At 46.4% G+C, this 19,421-nt stretch carries 18 protein-coding genes; 11 read left to right on the top strand and 7 right to left on the bottom strand.

From position 1 onward, the window contains the following. Positions 1-22: 22 nt before the first annotated feature. From QL223_RS03970 to viaA, 3 genes are all read left to right on the top strand, one after another. Complete coding sequence (locus QL223_RS03970; protein ID WP_281543976.1) at positions 23-871, top strand: sulfurtransferase; 849 nt, start codon at positions 23-25, stop codon at positions 869-871. A gap of 291 nt (positions 872-1,162) precedes the next feature. Then, a complete protein-coding gene (locus QL223_RS03965; RefSeq protein ID WP_281543998.1) occupies positions 1,163-2,797 on the top strand; it encodes an AAA family ATPase in 1,635 nt (544 codons plus the stop codon). Between the two features lie 9 nt (positions 2,798-2,806). Next, entirely contained in the window at positions 2,807-4,255 is a 1,449-nt protein-coding gene (gene viaA / locus QL223_RS03960) for an ATPase RavA stimulator ViaA (protein ID WP_281543975.1), read from the top strand. A 73-nt stretch (positions 4,256-4,328) separates the two neighbouring features. Here viaA and QL223_RS03955 read toward each other — a convergent pair whose 3' ends face one another. The 4 genes from QL223_RS03955 to QL223_RS03940 all read right to left on the bottom strand — a co-directional run bounded on the left by QL223_RS03955 (position 4,329) and on the right by QL223_RS03940 (position 7,788). After that, complete coding sequence (locus QL223_RS03955; RefSeq protein ID WP_281543974.1) at positions 4,329-4,949, bottom strand: LysE family translocator; 621 nt, start codon at positions 4,947-4,949, stop codon at positions 4,329-4,331. Between the two features lie 149 nt (positions 4,950-5,098). Continuing rightward, on the bottom strand, positions 5,099-5,893 hold the full coding sequence (locus tag QL223_RS03950; RefSeq protein ID WP_281543973.1) for an ABC transporter ATP-binding protein: 795 nt from the start codon (positions 5,891-5,893) through the stop codon (positions 5,099-5,101). After that, the gene (locus QL223_RS03945) at positions 5,890-6,801 is read right to left on the bottom strand and encodes an ABC transporter permease (protein ID WP_046306602.1); all 912 of its coding nucleotides are present in this window, start codon (positions 6,799-6,801) and stop codon (positions 5,890-5,892) included. Before QL223_RS03945 ends, QL223_RS03950 begins: the two co-directional genes overlap by 4 nt. 18 nt (positions 6,802-6,819) lie before the next feature. Continuing rightward, a complete protein-coding gene (locus QL223_RS03940) occupies positions 6,820-7,788 on the bottom strand; it encodes an ABC transporter substrate-binding protein (RefSeq protein WP_281543972.1) in 969 nt (322 codons plus the stop codon). A 751-nt stretch (positions 7,789-8,539) separates the two neighbouring features. Here QL223_RS03940 and nhaD point away from each other — a divergent pair. From nhaD to ppiC, 3 genes are all read left to right on the top strand, one after another. Further along, positions 8,540-9,964, top strand: coding sequence for a sodium:proton antiporter NhaD (nhaD, locus tag QL223_RS03935; protein ID WP_002535800.1), 1,425 nt, complete (start codon positions 8,540-8,542; stop codon positions 9,962-9,964). A 113-nt stretch (positions 9,965-10,077) separates the two neighbouring features. Beyond that, complete coding sequence (locus tag QL223_RS03930) at positions 10,078-10,536, top strand: cytidine/deoxycytidylate deaminase family protein (RefSeq protein WP_002535802.1); 459 nt, start codon at positions 10,078-10,080, stop codon at positions 10,534-10,536. A gap of 56 nt (positions 10,537-10,592) precedes the next feature. Beyond that, positions 10,593-10,871, top strand: coding sequence for a peptidylprolyl isomerase PpiC (gene ppiC, locus QL223_RS03925; protein ID WP_002535804.1), 279 nt, complete (start codon positions 10,593-10,595; stop codon positions 10,869-10,871). Between the two features lie 72 nt (positions 10,872-10,943). Here ppiC and QL223_RS03920 read toward each other — a convergent pair whose 3' ends face one another. Next, complete coding sequence (locus QL223_RS03920) at positions 10,944-11,378, bottom strand: DUF3069 domain-containing protein (RefSeq protein ID WP_002535806.1); 435 nt, start codon at positions 11,376-11,378, stop codon at positions 10,944-10,946. A 114-nt stretch (positions 11,379-11,492) separates the two neighbouring features. Further along, positions 11,493-11,921, bottom strand: a complete 429-nt coding sequence (locus QL223_RS03915) for a polymer-forming cytoskeletal protein (protein ID WP_002535809.1) — start codon at positions 11,919-11,921, stop codon at positions 11,493-11,495. 270 nt (positions 11,922-12,191) lie between these two features. Between QL223_RS03915 and QL223_RS03910 the strand changes: the two genes are divergently transcribed. The 3 genes from QL223_RS03910 to QL223_RS03900 are packed head-to-tail and all read left to right on the top strand — an operon-like array spanning position 12,192 to position 13,718. After that, entirely contained in the window at positions 12,192-12,830 is a 639-nt protein-coding gene (locus tag QL223_RS03910; RefSeq protein ID WP_281543971.1) for a DUF480 domain-containing protein, read from the top strand. Positions 12,831-12,844: 14 nt separating this feature from the next. Then, positions 12,845-13,156 (top strand): GIY-YIG nuclease family protein, encoded by a 312-nt coding sequence (locus QL223_RS03905; protein ID WP_039849540.1) that lies wholly within the window; start codon positions 12,845-12,847, stop codon positions 13,154-13,156. Positions 13,157-13,169: 13 nt separating this feature from the next. Further along, positions 13,170-13,718 (top strand): YaeQ family protein, encoded by a 549-nt coding sequence (locus QL223_RS03900; protein ID WP_281543970.1) that lies wholly within the window; start codon positions 13,170-13,172, stop codon positions 13,716-13,718. Positions 13,719-13,753: 35 nt separating this feature from the next. Here QL223_RS03900 and QL223_RS03895 read toward each other — a convergent pair whose 3' ends face one another. After that, positions 13,754-15,835 (bottom strand): bifunctional diguanylate cyclase/phosphodiesterase, encoded by a 2,082-nt coding sequence (locus QL223_RS03895; protein ID WP_002535814.1) that lies wholly within the window; start codon positions 15,833-15,835, stop codon positions 13,754-13,756. A 680-nt stretch (positions 15,836-16,515) separates the two neighbouring features. Here QL223_RS03895 and QL223_RS03890 point away from each other — a divergent pair. After that, positions 16,516-18,039 (top strand): EAL domain-containing protein, encoded by a 1,524-nt coding sequence (locus QL223_RS03890; protein WP_281543969.1) that lies wholly within the window; start codon positions 16,516-16,518, stop codon positions 18,037-18,039. A gap of 290 nt (positions 18,040-18,329) precedes the next feature. Next, positions 18,330-19,334: a peptide antibiotic transporter SbmA gene (gene sbmA, locus QL223_RS03885; RefSeq protein ID WP_281543968.1), complete on the top strand. Its 1,005-nt coding sequence runs from the start codon at positions 18,330-18,332 to the stop codon at positions 19,332-19,334. The last annotated feature ends 87 nt before the right edge of the window (positions 19,335-19,421 follow it).

The following is a 19,421-nucleotide window of genomic DNA, read 5'->3' as shown; positions in this document are numbered from 1 at the left end:
GGTGAGATATAAGGAGAGTGACTTGCTACAGAGAAATGAAGTGCTGGTGAGTGCGGAGTGGTTAAGAGATAACCTGAATTCACCACAGTTAAAGCTGGTGGATGCCAGTTGGTTCATGCCAGGTACAGACAGAAACGCCAAATTGGAATGGTTCACGAAGCGTATTCCCGACGCGGTGTATTTCGACTTTGATGGCGAGATTTATGATAAGTCTTCTTCACTCCCGCATATGCTGCCTTCAGAAGAACAATTTGAAAATGCAGTGGGAGCGCTAGGTATCAGTAATGATGATCACATCGTTGTTTATGACACTGCAGGTATCTTCTCAGCCCCGCGCGTATGGTGGATGTTTAAAGTGATGGGACATGAGCATGTCGCATTGCTTGATGGTGGCATGCCAGCCTGGGAGGTCATTGGCGGCGAGACCTTCAAAGATGCGCCTACATCACCGGAGCCAGAAGTATATCGGGCGAGTCTTGATAGAGAAGGCGTGATTGATGCCAACGCGTTGCTATCTGGTATTGAAGCAGGAACGCTTAATGTGATTGATGTCCGGCCGGCAGACCGCTTTTCCGGCAGCGTCGCGGAACCTAGACCCGGTGTGCGAAGTGGACATATGCCCGGAGCTAAGAACTTACCTTTTCCTTCTTTGACGGAGAACGGTAAGTTCAAGTCAAAAGAGGTTCTGGCTGAACTGCTATTACCCGTCCTTTCTGACGATTTTCCCAATGTGTCTTCCTGTGGTTCGGGGGTCACCGCTTGTACCTTTGCGCTCGCAGCGGAATGGGCGTTAGGAAGGAAAGTCACGGTTTACGATGGCTCCTGGAGTGAGTGGGGCAGTCATACTGCGTTACCCGTTGTGAAAGACTAGCTCAATGTTTGATGACAGCCCTCGCCAATGCGGGGGCTTTTTTATGTCTGCGATAAAGAAAGTCTTGGTTGTTTGGGTATTAATTAAACGGTGTAAAACTCGACATGTATTGCGTAATTTCCATGCAACAAAAATGAAAACTAAGATTGAAAGGTAGAAGGGATCAAACTTGAAATGGTATACAAGATGTAAGCAGATATTAATGGTTACAAAGTGTTAACAATATGATAAGAGTGGAGTCATGTTGTTGATTAGTATAAATGGAGCAGCAACGTGACGAACCAAATTGCTATGACGACAAACAATGTTTTACTCCCAGAGCGCATTCAGAAACTTGTACATGCCCTTTCAAATGGCGTTTACGAGAGGGAGAACACTATTCGTCTTTGTCTGCTTGCAGCACTCAGTGGTGAAAGTGTTTTTTTACTGGGGCCTCCGGGGATTGCGAAAAGCTACATCGCAAAACGCTTGATTGAAGCATTTGATGACAGCCAGTTTTTTGAGTACCTGATGACCCGCTTTTCAACGCCTGAAGAGGTGTTTGGTCCTCTTTCTATTCAGGAGCTCAAAGATAACGGTAAGTATGTCCGTTTAACAGAAGGCTATCTGCCCACCGCAGACGTGGTGTTTCTGGATGAGATCTGGAAAGCGGGCCCCGCGATTCTTAACACCTTATTGACGGTCGTTAACGAACGCGTTTTCCGCAACGGTAGTGAAGTACTGCCGGTTCCGATGCGCCTTTTGGTGACCGCGTCGAATGAGCTGCCTGAGCCAGATAGTGGCTTAGACGCGCTTTATGACCGTATGCTGGTACGCATTTTCGTCAACCGTATTCAGGAAAAGAGTAACTTCAAGCGTCTGCTGACGGGTGACAGCGGAGAGACTGAGATTTCCATCGGCAGTGATATTTCCATCAAAGCCCATGAATATGAACAATGGCAGCGTCAGATCGACAATGTTTCGCTGTCTGATGATGTGTTCGAGAAAATCTACGCCCTGAAAATGCTTCTAGAGAGAGAAGCGGAAGAAGACGGAAATAACTTCCCATCAGAAGAACTGTATATTTCTGATCGTCGTTGGAAAAAAGCAGTACGTTTGCTTAAAGCGAGTGCATTTTTTAACGGCCGACATGACGTCAATCCCGTCGATCTTTTACTCCTGCAGGAGTGCTTATGGCACAGCCCAGAATCACGCAATGTGGTCACGCAAGTGATGCGCCGTTTCGCTCAAGAGATTTGCTTTAACCAGCAAGAAGCGTTGGCGATTGCTGACGAGGCGAATGAAGACAGTCGGGAATTGGCAGAAGAAATCAAAGATGTACTCGGCCACACGGCAGAAACCGAACTTTCAATGCGAAAGGAAAAGAATCGGATTGATTTAGCCGGTGCGCGCCGCTATTCAGTCAACATGGCGAACAATCTGGTGAAGTTCGTGATGCTGGATACAAATCCTTCTGTGTCTGAAAAAGAGAAGGGTGACAGCCGATGGGTGTATGTCGACGCCAATGAATTTGAAAAGAAAATTAAAAATGGTGCGTGTGACGTTTACGGTTACGTTAACAAAAACCCTAATCTCTGCATGTTGAAGTTTGATGTCGACGGCGAGTATCGTCTCGTGATCAAAGACATTGCAAACCGTCCTGTTCCTGTTGCCATTGCTGGTATCGACGACAATGACCCAAATACCTTTACTGAGTGGCAAACGCGCAATGAAGCTTCTATTGCTAAAATTGAAGAGGCGAAACACTTAATTCGGGTTGCCCGAACACAAATTAACGCTGCTTTACCTCATCACTTTGCCAACTCTGAATTACTCGAACTTCTGGCAAACAGCATTACCGATGCGGAAGAAACGCTGCAGCGCCAAACCACCAAATTTGAGAAAGGCGCGTTCCGAACGCGCATGTTAACCGAATACTTTGAGTAAGGAGGAGCTATGGTAAGTCCAGAAAGCCTCCATCTTGGCATGATGCTGGCGGAAACTGGAATGCTTGAGCACGCTGTCACTGAGGTGATGGCCAAGCCCCAACTTCTGGTGATGACAGAAACCAGTCCGTCTGCGAAATCCGCGGTGCGTCAGCACATTCGCAAATGGCGTCACTCGGTTAAACGTCGTCTCAGCACAGATTGTATTACCAACGATCTGAAGCAAGAGATACAGCTTTATCAGAATGCTGTCTCTCTCTCTCAGCAAGACTTCACCACGAATGCGAAATCTATGATTAAAAAGCTCGAGGGTAAATCGAGCTTTTATCTCGAAGCGCGCCGTATGTTAGAGAAGAACATCGCGAAAGAAACACCGATGTTTCAGGCGTATTTTTGCAATAAGTGGTATGAACATCTGGCCAGTGCTATTCAAGATGCACAACAAAAAGAGCTGGAAGCACATAAGGATAAATTGCTTAAAGAGCTCTACCAGCGCATCGAAACCTACAAAACGCTGGAGAACGTTCAGGAGCGTGGCACCATTGAAAAAGTTGGCCGCCTCTGGGATTTGGCATCTTCGAAGGTGACACAAACGGATGTAGAACTGCTCAAACGTTTTGTCGCATTTCTAAAAGAGAACAAAGATCTTCAGGAGATCGCAGAAAAGCTTGGTCGTATGGCGAATGACGTTGATGACCCTTCGCTACACCGTTCTCCGGCGGAAGAGCTGAAGCTGGTGGAGGAACCTGATGACAGCGTAGCTGATGATATTGTCGGTATTCACCAGAGCGATAACTTAGAGAAAATCGTCCCGAACGAAACCATTTATTTGGCTGAACCCGCGCTCGAAATCCTTTTCTACAAGCACTTTGCGGATAAACGTCTTTTGACTTATCGCATGCAAGGGATGCAACGCACCCTGCGAAAAGTGAAATCCTTCAAACCCGAAAGCAAACAGGTCGAGATAGAAAAGGGGCCTTTCCTGATTTGTGTGGATGCTTCCGGTTCTATGAGTGGCTTCCCTGAGCAGTGTGCAAAAGCCATGGCGTATGCGCTGATGCAAATAGCGGTTCAGGAAGACCGAGATTGCTCAGTGATGATTTTCTCAACAGACCACATCACCTATGAGTTGACGGGGGAAGATGGACTGAAAGAGGCACTGAACTTCTTGTCTTATTCTTTCCACGGTGGGACGGATCTTGAACCTGTTTTAAATCATTCGATAGGTCTGATGGGAACAGATAAATATCGCAATGCTGATTTGGTTGTGATTTCGGATTTCATCGCCCCGGTACAGCCAAAAGAAGTACAGGATAAAGTGGACGCACTGAAACAGCAGCACAACCGCTTCCACGCCATCAATCTTTCCAAATATGGAAACCCTAAGTTGATGGAAATGTTCGATCACACTTGGGATTACCATCCGTCATTGATGGGGCGGTTGCTCAAACGCTTTTAGCGTTCTTGTCAAACGAAAGCACATAAAGAAAGCCCCGGAAATCCGGGGCTTTCTCTTTTGATTCCTTTCGATATCAGTTGGATTTCTCAGAAAACGCCAGCTTTATCCCCAAAGCGGCAAAGCTGCCAGCGAATAGTCTTTGCAACGCCACGGTTAAACGTTCTGAATTGATGATGTAATCTCGAACTAAAGCGGCGAGAGCGCCGTACATCAGAAAAACCACAAATGTCATCGCCATAAAGATGCTTCCCAATACCAACATGTTGGTGGTTGGAGATACCGCTTGAGCGGGAACAAATTGTGGTAAGAATGCCATAAAGAAAATCGTCAGCTTGGGGTTGAGAATGTTCATCAGGCAGCCTTTAATCGCCACACCCAACATGCTCATTGGCTCTTTTTCTTCGCTAAGCGACAAAGCACTGCTCGAACGCCACATAGTCCAGGCAAGGTAAAGCAGATAAGCCACCCCAACGTATTTCACGACCTGAAAAGCCAATGCACTGGTATGTAGAATGATGGCAAGACCGGTGATACTGGCAAGCATGGAAGGAACAATACCCACTGTGCAGCCCAAAGACGCCCAGATGGTTGCCCTTGTGCCGAGGAACAGTCCGGTTGAAACGGTATAAAGCACACCAGTTCCAGGAATTAGCACAACAACTAAAGAGGTTATTAGAAACTCGAGACTTACCATTATTTCCTTCCTTTCCATTTCGCCATTTGACTATGTCATCAATTGACTAAATTTATTTGTCGTAGATTTGAAACCCTGACCAATACTTCCGTTTTAAAAGCAAAAGGGCAGTCGAAACTGCCCAATATGATAGGGTCGGGTTTCAACTGTTAGCTCAGAAGCAAACTATCGTCTGCAAGTTCTTCACCACGAACTTTGCTGAACATTTCCAATAACTGAGGAACGCCCATGTTGGCACGTTCTTCACCTTCGACATCCAGAACAATTTCACCTTGGTGAAGCATCACGGTGCGATCACCGCAGGCTAGGGCATCTTTCATCGAGTGCGTCACCATGAGCGCAGTCAAACCAAACTCTGTGATGACTTTCTTGGTCAGATCGATAACAAAGGCTGCCATTCGAGGATCAAGTGCCGCAGTGTGCTCGTCCAATAACAGTAATTTACTGTCAGACAACGTTGCCATCACCAGGCTGACAGCCTGACGTTGACCACCTGAAAGAAGGCCTATGCTGTCGCTTAAACGATCTTCCAGCCCTAATCCCAGAATGGAAATGCGCTCTTTGAAGATTTCTCGGCGTTTGCCCGATAGGGCAAGACTCCATCCACGCATACTTCCGCGCTTGTAAGCCAAAGCCAGATTTTCTTCAATGGTTAAAGATGCGCAAGTACCGGCCAGTGGATCCTGGAACACACGGGCAGCCAGGGCGGCGCGTTGATGAACCTGCTGCTTTGTCACATCAGTACCATCAATGATTACACGACCGCCGACCATAAGCGTTTCACCGGAAACTGCACCAAGCAGGGTGGATTTGCCCGCACCATTCGAACCGATGATGGTCAGAAACTGGTTCTCTGGAACCGTTAGGGAGACACTGCGCAGAGCGCGGTTTTCCAGCACGGTACCTGGGTTAAAGGTGACTTGAATGTCTTTTAGCTCGATCATTTCACCGCTCCCGCTTCTTTCATCTTCTTGTTCTTCTGATACTGCTGCTTGGCTTTGGGCGCGACAAGAGCGAGTGCAACGAGCACTGCGGTGACTAGGTTAAGGTCGGAAGCTTCCAATCCGAACATACCGGAGCTAAGTGCAAATGCGACGGCCAAACGGTAAAGAACCGAACCAAGAATAACGGCAACCACAGCCACCCAGACTTTTCGTCCTGGAAGCAAAGTTTGGCCAAGGATGACGGCTGCGAGGCCTACAACGATGGTACCGACACCTGAGGTGACATCAGCAAAGCTGTTGGTTTGGGCAAAAAGCGCACCCGAAAAGCCAACAAAGCCGTTAGATAAGGCAAGACCAAAATAGGTGTAAAACGCAGTGCTTGCACCTTGTGCCTTCACCATACGGGCGTTGACACCGGTCGCCCTAAGTCCTAAGCCAAAATCACTATTGAGAAGCCGAATGACAAACCAAGCACTCAAAACAACCAGTACGAAGACCACCAGTGGTCGGGCATAGACAGGATCGATACCCATGTTTTCGAACGGCGTAAGAATGGTGTCTACACCCAATAAGGCGATGTTTGGGCGTCCCATGATGCGGATGTTGATAGAGAACGCGGCGATCATCGTCAGGATACTGGCAAGCAGATTCAAGATGCCACATTTCACAGTAAGAAATGCGGTTATTAAGCCTGTCATAGAACTTGCGATGATAGCGGCAAAAGTGGAAATCCAAGGGTCAACGCCTGAAACGATAAGCGTGGCTGCAACAGCAGCTCCCATCGGGAAGCTGCCATCGACAGTCAAATCCGGAAAATCCAAAACCCGGAAAGTCAGATATACGCCCAGAGCGACCAGGCCATAAACCAGACCTACTTCCAGCGTGCCAAAAAAGGCAATTGAGGTCATCTACTGCTCCTGACGTTATTATTTTTCTACTGTTGTTGCACGATCCAGCAATGCTTGTGGCACTTCCAGACCCAGTTTTTGCGCGGCTTTCAGGTTAATCGCCAAGTCAGAACCTACTGCTACTTTTGCTGGCAGTGCAGATACTTGCTCGCCATTTAATAGAGCAGCAACGTAGTCGGCAGTTTGAACACCGATTTGGTAGTAATCAAAGCCCAGTGCTGCTACAGCGCCGTTAGGGATATATGAGGTTGCACCACCAATAACAGGCTTTTTCGCTTGATTCGCTGCACCAACAAGACCATCAATCGCACTCGCTACTGTGTTGTCAGTGGGTGCGTAGATAGCGTCTGCCTGAGAAGCGACAATTTGCGCAGCAGACTGAACGTCAGCACTCTTCAACGCAGTTCCTTCAACCACTTTCAGGCCTTGAGCATCGGCGGCTTCACGCAGAAGCTCAACCAATGCAACTGCATTCGCTTCACCTGGGTTATAAACCACGCCAATAGAAGTCATATTTGGAAGAAGCTCTTTTGCCAGTGCTACATGTTGAGCAACGGGTGAAAGGTCTGAAAGGCCAGTTACGTTAGCATTTGGCTTTTCCATGTCCTTGATGAGTTTCGCACCCACAGGGTCGGTAACAGCGGTGAATACGACAGGAATAGACTTGGTTGCAGCAACTAATGCTTGCGCAGAAGGAGTTGCAATACCCACCAACACGTCCGGCTTCTCACCAACAAATTGGCGGGCAATCTGTACAGCGATCGCAGGGTTACCCTGCGCGGTTTGGTAAGCAAATTCTAAATTCTTACCTTGTTCATAGCCTTTGGCTTTTAGGCCATCCAACAGGCCTTGGCGGGTTGCATCGAGTGCTGGGTGTTCAACGATCTGAGAAACTGCGACTTTCGCAGTGTCGGCCATTGCTGTGAAAGGGGTAGATAAAAGTGTTGCGGCACAGCATGCCGAAAGAAGTAGTTTGGACACGTTCATATCATTCTCCGTGATGAAATGGCTATTGAGTGTTACACCCAATCTTTCCGCCAGTGTTAATCCATTGTTATATCCAAAATCTGATTCAAAATCAGGCACTAAAGTTGTGGATTAAGACGACTGTTTAAGTGGTTGCAGAGGTCTTATTTGCATATTTGTTGTTAAGTCTATGAATAAAATAGGAATTTAATCGCCAAGTAAACACTGCTTAAAGATTGTACGCACCTATTCATCAACTGATTATTGTTGTTCAAGTTAGCTACAGATCTCATTGATAAGTTATAAAGCAGTGAATGATATGTCACAATCACTTTACAGTAGTTGCCTGTGCTTTTTGTAAAAAAGTTTGATCTGCGTTGATCGTCGCTCGGTTTTTTACATTGTAAATCGAGAGGCCTAAAAGGAATGCGGAGATTCTGTGACACAGCGCTTTAGCACTTTTCTGTTTTGAAATGGCAGATCATGCTCTCATTTACCAACAGTGAAACGCCACTTATCGCCTTAAAAATCAGGTTTGTGGGTGATGCCTGAAAAGTAAACAATTTACTCTGCATTATTCTGTAACAAGATCTATCATTGTGGCGCGACAATTAGGCTCCCGACCTTTAATAACCTTAAGGGTAACAATAAATTCATATATATCAGGGAGTCATGATTTAGGGGCGTTGCGTCTGTGAGTGTATTGAACGAGCTCATGTAGCCCGGCAGTGCCCCTCGCGAAATTCATTTAAATTCGCTTGGAGGCACAAGGATGAAGTGTTTATTAGCGTTTGTGTTGCTGTTCTCCGGTAATGCATTCGCCGCCACAGGTAGTGGCAACCCCCTAGATTTAACCCAATCAGCCGTTGGTTACCTTTCTCTTCTCATTTTCGCCGCGGCTTACACGTTGGTCATGCTCGAAGAGCAACTCCACTTAAGAAAATCCAAGCCAGTATTACTGGCAGCAGGCCTTATTTGGCTGATGATTGGCTTTGTCTATTCAAATGCCGGTGAAATTGAGGTGGCACAAGGCGCGATTGAGCACAACTTACTCGAGTACGCCGAGTTAATGCTGTTCCTGCTAGTGGCCATGACCTATATCTCTGCGATGGAAGAGCGCCGATTGTTTGATGGCCTGAAAGCCTGGATCGTTGGGAAAGGTTATGATCTTCGCCAGCTTTTCTGGATTACCGGCATCCTTTCTTTCTTTATATCTCCGATTGCAGATAACCTCACCACGGCACTATTGATGTGTACTGTGGTGCTGAAGATTGGTGGCGATAATCCAAGATTCATCAACTTAGCCTGTATTAATATCGTTGTAGCAGCTAACGCTGGTGGGGCTTTCAGCCCGTTTGGCGATATCACCACGCTGATGGTTTGGCAAGCGGGGTTAGTGAGTTTCTCTGAATTCGGTGTGCTCTTTATCCCTTCTGTGGTCAACTATGTATTGCCAGCATTCATCATGTCTCTGTTTATACCAAAAGATAAACCAGACGTGGTAAATGAGTATGTCGAAATCAAACGCGGTGCGAAGCGTATTGTCGTTTTGTTCCTCTTTACTATAGTGACAGCAGTAGGGTTCCATGGTCTGGTACATTTCCCGCCAGTCATCGGTATGATGATGGGTTTGGCATACCTGCAATTCTTCGGATTCTACCTTCGCAAAACTCTGCCACGTTCGCTGGCGAGAAAACGCGCCGTTGCACAGGCAAAACAGGATGAAGCCGCACTTAAACGTCTTGGCTCAGTCATTCCTTTTGATGTGTTTCGCCGCGTCTCCCATGCGGAGTGGGATACATTGTTGTTCTTCTATGGCGTCGTAATGTGTGTAGGTGGTTTGAGTCTGATTGGATACTTGGCGACGATTTCCAATGTCATGTACCTACAGTGGGATCCCATCTGGGCGAATATTATTGTCGGTCTGCTATCGGCGATTGTTGATAACATTCCAGTGATGTTTGCCGTACTAACGATGCAGCCGGATATGTCTATGGGTAACTGGTTGTTGGTGACACTAACTGCCGGTGTAGGTGGTAGCCTGTTGTCCTTGGGATCAGCTGCTGGCGTTGCTTTGATGGGGCAGGCTAGAGGTAAGTACACTTTCTTTGGCCATTTGAAGTGGAGCCCCGTGATTATGCTGGGTTATGCAGCATCAATCATGTGTCATATAGTGCTTAATGAGTCGTTATTTTAACGATTTTTGGCTTTTCATAATGAAAGCGGCCTTAAGGCCGCTTTTTTGTTGAGCTAAGCTCATGGATTAAGCAAAATAGCGTCATTATGAATGGGTAACTTATTGGAAAGGCAATGATCTCGAAGTGGGCTGTACGTTTCTATCAAATGGCAGAGCTAGTAGGCTCTTGGAGTAAAGATCCCTCAACGCAGGTTGGTGCAGTCATTACCAAAGGCAATCGTATTGTCTCTGTCGGATTCAATGGTTATCCGCATGGCATTTCTGATAGTGCAGATACTGACGACCGTGAAATGAAGCTTCTTAAAACACTGCACGCAGAAGAAAATGCCATTCTCTTTGCAAAGCGGGATTTGGCTGACTGCGAAATTTGGGTAACGCATTTCCCTTGTCCGAATTGCGCTGCGAAGATTATCCAGACTGGCATCACGCAGGTTCACTGCCCGGAACAAACGGAAGACTTTCTTTCCCGTTGGGGAGAAAAAATTAAAGTTAGCGCAGATATGTTTAAACAAGCGGGTGTACAAGTGACTTGGCTACCGCTAGAAGCATTGAAAAACACTAACGCTAGCTAAGGTTGCGGCGATATAATCCGCGGCCAATGAAAGAAAGGCAGTATAAGGGCGCAACCATGGCCAAAACAGCACACGCACTCCACATTTTGGTTAAACACCAAAATCAGGCAGAAGATATCGTCAGCCAGTTGAAGAAAGGCGCAAAATTTCAGACGTTGGCAAAGAAATACTCTACTTGTCCGTCAGGCAAGAAGGGCGGCGATTTGGGCGAATTCAAACGCGGTCAAATGGTGCCTCAGTTCGACAAAGTGTGCTTTAACGCTGAAGTGCTGACGCCGCACATTGTGAAAACCCGCTTCGGTTGGCACGTGGTGAAGGTTCTTTACAGAACATAAGTCATATACTGATTGAGCAATAAAAATGAGGTGACACTGTCACCTCATTTTTATTCTGCTGCAAGTCTGAAATTACTTGGTGAAGATTTCGCGGAATTCGCGTTTCATCGCTGGTTTCAAGCGAGCTTGCTTCAGTTGCTTAACCAGGTCTTTCACACAGTTGTGTAGTAGTTTATCCAGCAAAACGGCTTTGTATTCTGCAGTTTGCTCTTCGTCCATGTCATCGAACTTCATGTCTTGGGTTTCTTGCATGAAATCCAGACCCGCGTAGCTTTGGCTCAGGCTAACCAGCGCGTGGAACTGCTCGAAGTTGTCCAGAATATTTTGTGCACTTGCAGGCATTGTATCCCAAGCTTCGCGAACAACACTCTCAGACGCTTCATGAATAGATGCCAGCATGGTGAACAGCTCGGCTGGTACTTGTTCATATTTGATCACTTGCTGCAGCTCTGCAGACAGATCTTCCAGCTTGACGGTTTCTTGCGTTTGATTTGCTTGTTCAGACATCTTGGTACTTCCGAAATAATATAATTTCGCGGATCGTATAATGTTGGCGAATGAAGTCAACAGTTGAAAGACAATAGGGCAGTCAACTGCTGATCATTGCATCAGAATGCGGATTTAAGCCGAAGCAGACGCTTTTTCCTGATTTGAAGCTGATTTCTCTGCTGAGTTTTTGTCCTCGTTGACCACTTTGAGTGATGGCTCGTCTTTCAGTTTGTTTTCGCCCATTAGGCAACCGCCTTTGGCAATGGTCAATTGCTCGCTTTGAATTTGGCCTTTCATTTTACCCGAGCTCAGGATGTTGACTTCGCGTGCAATACAGGTGCCTTCAACATAACCATTGATGGTGACGTGCTCTGCACGAATGTCGCCTTTAAAGTGGCCAGTAGAAGAGATAACGACGTTGCGTGCGTTGATAATGGTGCCTTCACCTTGGCCGTCAAACTGAATGTCACCTTCCAAGTCAAATTCACCGACTACACGGCACTCTTTAGCGATTAGTGACAAACATGGGCTAGATGTTGCCTTTTTTCCGAACATACCCATTACTTTCTCCTGTACTCCAAGTCGGCAAAATCTTTCACCTAAAACAACAATCGAACGATCTTATCTGAAAACTGATAAATCACGTGACAGAAAATTGTCTCTGTTGAGCCAAAATCACAGGAATAAGACAATTTTGCGGGTCAACATTCCATAAATTGACCAAAGTTCCGGCAGTTACCGCGCCAATATGGCAAATACTCGTATGTGCAGTTGCCGTGCTAGCACTAGATTGCTATAAACCGCTGCATAGGATTTAACTGAGGTATTCTCATGGCGATTGAACTCAACCCTTATGAAGCGCGAGTGATTGGATGTTTATTGGAAAAAGAAGTCACTACGCCGGATCTCTATCCATTGACCCTCAACAGCCTAACCACTGCCGCTAACCAGAAAAGTAACCGCGAACCTGTTTATGCGCTTAGCGAAGCGGAAGTACTAGACGCCGTGGAATCGCTCAAATCCAAACGACTGATCAGTGATTTGGAAGGTTTTGGTAGCCGAGTGACCAAATACCAACACAGATTCTGTAACACAGAATTTGGATCGCTCCAGTTTTCGGAGCAAGAGAAGGGTATCGTATGCGTGATGCTGCTGCGTGGCCCCCAAACCCCAGGCGAGCTTCGTACCAGAACAAACCGTTTGTGCGAATTCAGCGATGTGGGTCAGGTTGAATCAGTGCTTAATGGCATGATTGAAAAGGGTTATGTTGCTCAATTGCCAAGAGAGCCTGGTAAACGCGAGAGCCGCTACGCTCATCTCTTTGGAACAGAAGCTCCAACCGAGACGGTGACACCTTCATTCTCATCAGAACCGCAACAAGAAGGTCTCACTGAGCGTGTCGAAGCATTAGAAGCAGAAGTCGCTGAACTCAAAGCTTTGGTTAATCAACTCATGGACAACCAAGGCTAGAACATCTTTACGTCATGACTTTGACTCCTTCCAACGACGTGCCGCTCTGGCACGTCTATCTCATTCGTGCGCGTGATAACTCTTTGTATTGTGGTGTTACCACTGATGTTATGCGTCGATTTGATGAGCACCAGCAAAACGGCACAAAAACTGCAAAGTACTTGAGAGGCAAACAGCCTCTTACACTAGCCTGGTCGTATGAGGTAGGAACGAAACAACAGGCGATGTCGCTGGAGTGGTATATCAAGCGGCTGACAAAACGTGAAAAAGAACAACTTTGCAAAGAACCTGACCGTATACAGGTCTTATTGAACGACAAATTTTAGAGTGGGTATAACCATGGCACTTAAAGCAACGGTGTATAAAGCCTCAATCAATGTGGCTGACATGTCGAGAAATGTGTATCTCGATCATTCAGTAACGCTGGCGCAGCACCCGTCAGAAACTGAACAGCGCATGATGCTTCGTCTGCTTGCATGGACCATGTACGCCGATGAGCGTCTGCAATTTACAAAAGGATTGTGCGAAGACACAGAGCCGGAGCTGTGGATCAAAAACTACAGCGACGAGATTGAAACCTGGGTTGAACTTGGCTTGCCGGATGAAAAACGCCTGAAGAAAGCCTGTACGCAGGCAAAAGAAGTGGTGTTGTTCACTTATGACGACAATCCGGCCGCCGTTTGGAAAGCGAACATGTTGAACAAACTGTTCCCGTTCAAGAACCTGACCATTATCAACGTGATTGATGAAGTGTTGGATGCGGCCGCTGCGGCAAGTAGCCGCACGATGGCCATTCAGGCGACAATTGAAGATGGCCAGATTTGGTTCTCAGTAGGGGATTCGGTCATCGCGATTCAACCGGATGTCTGGAAAACTGCAGTGGCATAACCAGAATGCTTTGCAATTTGCGATAATAATGTCAATCAAGAAGCCGGGTATAAACGCCCGGCTCTTTGTTTCTTGAGCTCTGTCATCAGTTGTTCTGCGGTCATTGGCGCATAGTAGTAATGGCCCTGGGCAAAATTACAACCAATGTTTCTCAGTAGTTCCTGTTGATCGAGTGTTTCTACACCTTCCGCAACCACTTTCAATTGCAGTAAGTTCGCCATGCTGACCACTGCCTGACAAATGACCAAATCGTCTTTGGATTCGGGCAAATCTTTGATAAAGCCACGGTCAATCTTCACGGTGTTCACAGGGAAATGTTTCAAATAGGCCAGCGAGGAATAGCCGGTACCGAAATCGTCAATCGCCAGACTGATTCCCGAGGTGGTAAGTCGGTTGAGAATATGTTGGTTTCGTTCAAGGTTTTCAATGAAGACTTGTTCTGTCAGCTCAATCTGAACGCGCGAAGGTGGAATGTCGTATCGGGTAACGGAGCGAATGACATAATCTGCCAGATAGCCATCCTGAAACTCGTGGCCAGAAACATTGATAGCAATACATTTTGGCGCACAGCGCTCATCGAGCATGTGCGAATAGTGTTTAAGCGCAGTATCAACGACCCAATGACCAAGTCGTTGCATCAGGCCTGTTTCTTCGGCAGTTTTGATGATGATGTCGGTGCTGATCGCCGCGCCACTTTTGGCTTCCCAACGCACTAAAGCCTCTACGCCGACAATCTGTCGCGTGCGAAGATCGACCTGTGGCTGAAAATAGAGCTCAAGCTCGTCGTTATTGATTGCCTTGCGGATCGCACGTTCCAGTTCTTTCTTGTGATTGAGCTGGTCTTGCATGGTTTGGTTGTAGGCGACAACTTTTCGGTTTCCAAGAGCTCGTGCTTTATTGGCGGCGGTATCTGCATGACGCACCATGTTTTCCGCACGAAGATCATCACTGTAGCGATAGGCGATCCCAATGGCACAACTGGTCAATATGTCGTTGTCTTCAATGTAGAACTCTTCTTCCAGGCACATTCTCAACTGGTTGGCCTGCATTTCCGCTTCCAGCTGGGACATGCCTGCGCAGGCAATCATAAATTGATCGTGGCCCGTTCGCGCAAGGATCGCGTGCGGGGGAAGCACCGTTTTAAAACGTTTAGCTGCCTCGAACACCAATTGGTCTGCAACCAGATGACCGTACATATCATTGATCTCTCTTAACTTGTCGAGAGAAAGACACATTAAGACGATATCCTGCTCTGAGCTAAGTGCGCGGTCGAGATAGGTTTGCAGTGCAAATCGATTTGGCAGATGGGTTTGTGGGTCATGGTTCGCTGTGAACTGCAACTGAGCCTCGACTTCACGCCTTTGGATGATCTCTTTTTTCAATTTATAAACGGTTTTGGACTCTGCACGACGCCCGATAATGTTGACTTCCAAAAGGTACAGAGAAATGGCGACGAGCAATGTCACGATAATACCGGCAAGGAAAATCAGCATAGGCAGCGAGAAATAGACTTGGTCGAATTGTGGTCGTTGCCAAACTGTCAGTTGCCACTGCCCATTGAGTGCTGTGAGTTCAACCGTATCCATCATTGCGCCGCTAAAATCTGGCAGACTTCCAACAAACGGGGCGTTGCCGTCGCTCAACACGAGTTCTTGTTCAGGGCGGAGAAATTCCGTAGCAATAGCTTCGATCATCTGTTTAATGTTGTAGCTTGCGCCCAAATAACCAGCTACCCGTCCCTCAAAGAAAACGGGGTGGAGCATTTCAATAGCAATGGCACCGTTGGGGGCAACCTGAACTTCTGAAGTAGAAAGCTTTGATAAAACGGGCATGCTATTGAACCGGACGGAAGGAGCTATCTGCCAGGCACTTTCCATCCGTTTCGGTGTGAAATAAGCCGGGGATGTATAGAGGACTTCTTGGTTTTCATCTTGCCAGTAAACACCCGAGAAGAAGGGAAAGGTGCGCTCGATACCTGTGGTCGCACTCTGCCAGATATCCTCATTTACCTGACCTTTGTTTTGAAGGTTGTTGGCTAACCACACCAAAAAATAGGCTTCTTTTTGTAGGTTCACTTCAATGGCACGTTGTACGCGGTTGACTTCCACGCTCAACATTTGGTGTTGGAGATCTATCTGCCTAGAAAGGGCGCTTTTATACAAGGTAAAGGTAGAGATAAGGATTACAACGCAGACTACGACAATCCCAAGCAAAGAAAGGAACCTGGGGGCGTTGGCGTCAGAGGTTGTCACGTTTTCCGAAAGAGGTGGCACAGAAGGCAAGTTAAACCCTTACATATGAGTCATGTGTCTCTATAAAAAGTCTATGTCATATGCGTCAGATCGCAATGCGAAGTGGAAGAAAAATCCCAGAAATTCAGCAGGTCGCAGAACGGTGTCATTACATCGCCAACACATATTGTTTGGGATGTGATTTTTCAGACTGGTCTTCAATTTGGAAACAGGACAGCTAGCGCAGACTCAGCGATAGATGTCTTCTAGCTTGGGAAAGTGTCGAAGAAAGAAGATTAATCACGCTTAATGCTGATTTATGACTGAATGACTATATAGGTTTGAAATCATTCAAAAGTAATCAAACTGCAGATTAAAACATCGGTTTGACTCTATCTTCATGATAAACGACCAGTAATTTGAGAATTAGTAGTGTGGGTGCGTAGTGAAGGTAGACACTAAACGTGAAAGGATTAATTTTGAATTAGTCTCGTATTTTTACAAAGATCGTATTGCTATTTGTCCTATCCTTACTATCAATGATTTGGGATTCAACAGGAGCCTCAGTGGATTGGCTCAGAAAACACATTAAAGCGCTATCGGTTATTTTTGTGACTGTTCTTTTCGCTTACTTCTCGCAGTTTGCGGTTTCTAACTGGTTAGTGAAGAAAAAGATCAAGGAAGATATCTCCGTGCTCTCTGAACTCTACTCTGAGCTCTATCGTCAGAGTTTTGAGCAGATGCGGACGCTTGAAGAAAACTTGCTCTATCAGTGTGACAATGATGATGTCGAGTTGATGAGCGAGTCAAAGAATCAAAATCTCTTCATAGAGTATGTTGATCTGCACCTCCCCAGTGGCCGTTCTTGTTCGATCTACAACGTCGACAAGGCCGGACGTGAGTTGATGACCTTTTCCTCCGAAGAAGAGATCTTCTTTGACCGTGTATCACTCATTTTGAGTGATCATCAATTTGAAGAGATGCGTCTTCAAAACAAGCAAGGTCTTCTACGATTCATATTTCAACAGCCAAGAAACTTCCTATCTAATTGTGACCGCTGCCTATATATGGTGGTAAGGGTAAATGGTCAGGAGATATCACTCTACCAACGAAACGATTTGCCTTATCGTCAGGTCTACAGCAGAGAGTTGGATGGTGACATCAATGTCAGTTTGTACATCAATGAAGATGGGGTTGAATATCTGGTCGGGGATCTTGTGATTCTGTTCGGCGCGCTGGTGATTTTGTTTGGGGTTTTGGTGGCTGTGGGTGTGGAACTCAACCAATCAGAACGCAAAGGACTCAGTGGTCTTCTCAATGAAGCTATCGAGTCAAATGCCCTCAAGCCTTTCTATCAGCCGATTGTTATGCCGGAAGGTAATGGCTATAGAATTGTCGGAGCAGAAGTGCTGGTTCGTTGGCAGGCTAGCCACGGCGAATTTATTCCGCCGGATACCTTTATTCCGCTTGCGGAACAAAACGGGGCAATAGACAGGATTACCGATCAACTGATAGACAACGTATTGGCCCACCTCAATGACATTCGAGTGCCAGAAGGGTTCTTTGTCAGTGTTAATGTATCTCCAAGTTATCTGGAGAAGTTTGATACTGCGGACAAAATCCTTAGCAAAATTGAAGAAGCAGGTTTGGATCCTCATCTGCTGTCGCTTGAAATTACTGAGCGGACAAAGTTTGGCGATCTTAATAAGGCTGCAGTTTGTATCGAAGCGCTGACAGATAGAGGGATCTCTATCAAACTCGATGACTGTGGTACGGGCTATGGCGCTTTTTCCTACCTTCATGTGCTTAACATCGACACCATTAAGATTGATCGTATGTTCGTCGATGGTATTGGCATGGAAGACTTTAAGAACACCATTCTTGATTCCATTCTCGCGTTTGCACGTGAATCTAAGCTCCACGTAGTCGCAGAGGGTGTGGAAACCAAAGTGCAGGCTGACTACCTGATTAAATCTGGGGTCGAAATGCTCCAAGGTTCTTATTTCGGTGACCCTGTGCCTTTCGAGGTTTTCCGAAAGTTGGTAGATAGCGACGAACTTATTGACGCCTCAAACATGGCCATTCAGTAGCCATTGCCCAAAATGCCTGAACCCTCTCTTCCATCAGGTATTTTGGGTAAATGATCACACAATTTAGCAAGGTGTGAACTCCATCAATATATTTCCTGCCTAGTGATAGAATAATCAATTAGATCAATTTGTTATCTTTTCGTAAATCAGTCCACTAATGACTAGACTTGAAATGATCTTCTTAGAAAAACGTTCATTTTATTGACCTCTGACAGATTGGTTTGAGGGGAGAGAAACTCTTTAGGGTTTATGCACTCAAAGAGTCACACAGAGTTTTGGGAAGTGTTTATATGTTTAAATCTTTTTTTCTGGATAGACGCTGGTTTCACTGGTCGATTTTAGGCTCCGCGCTCATTCTTTACGTGACCTGGTACAAAGTAGAGTTGGATGTTCAGATAAATGAATGGTTCGGTTCCTTCTACAACCTGATTCAAAAAGCGCTCTCTGAGCCAAATACCGTCGAGTTTGACGAATTCCTTTCCTCATGCCTCGAGTTCTTGACCATAGCGACCATCTACGTTGTTGTGGCCGTGATTCTTGAGTTCTTTATTCGCCACTACGTTTTTCGATGGCGAACAGCGATGAATGATTATTACGTTTCACACTGGAGCAAAATTCGCCACATCGAAGGGGCATCTCAACGTATTCAGGAAGACACGATGCGATTTGCCCGCATCATGGAGTCTCTGGGCGTGAGCTTTATGCGTTCTGTGATGACCCTGTTTGCCTTCCTGCCGATTCTTTGGGTGTTAAGTGAAAATATCACTGAGCTGCCTTGGATTGGCGAAGTGTCCCGTTCGCTGGTATATATCGCCATCTGTTCTGCACTGTTTGGTACTGTGCTTCTGGCTGTTGTGGGCATCAAGCTGCCGGGATTAGAGTTTAAAAACCAGAAAGTCGAAGCGGCCTACCGAAAGGAGTTGGTTTATGGCGAAGACCACGAAGACCGTGCAGAGCCGGAATCGCTGAAAGAACTGTTTCTTAACGTGAGACGAAACTATTTCAATCTCTACCGCCATTACCTCTACTTCGATATTGCTAAATGGTCGTATATACAGGGAACCGTGATTGTTCCGTACATTGCACTGGGGCCAACCATTGTGTCAGGTGCTATCACTCTGGGGGTTCTTCAGCAAATTATCCGTGCATTTGGCAAGGTTGAGGATTCTTTCCAGTTCCTTGTGAACTCTTGGTCAACCATTGTTGAGCTAATGTCTATTTACAAGCGCCTTAAAGGCTTTGAAGAGCAGATCGATTTAGCAATTGAAGCCGAACAGTCCGCTGCGACCGATTAACCTTTGAAAACTGCGAACTGAAACGCCTCTCCTGACCAAGGAGGGGCGTTTTTTATTGCATGGCGCAAATTTATCACCTTGTACACA

Source organism: Grimontia sp. SpTr1 (genome assembly GCF_947387585.1).
GTDB lineage: Bacteria > Pseudomonadota > Gammaproteobacteria > Enterobacterales > Vibrionaceae > Enterovibrio > Enterovibrio indicus.
The sequence above is the reverse complement of the archived record's forward strand: the minus strand, read 5'-3'. Positions and strand labels throughout refer to the sequence as shown.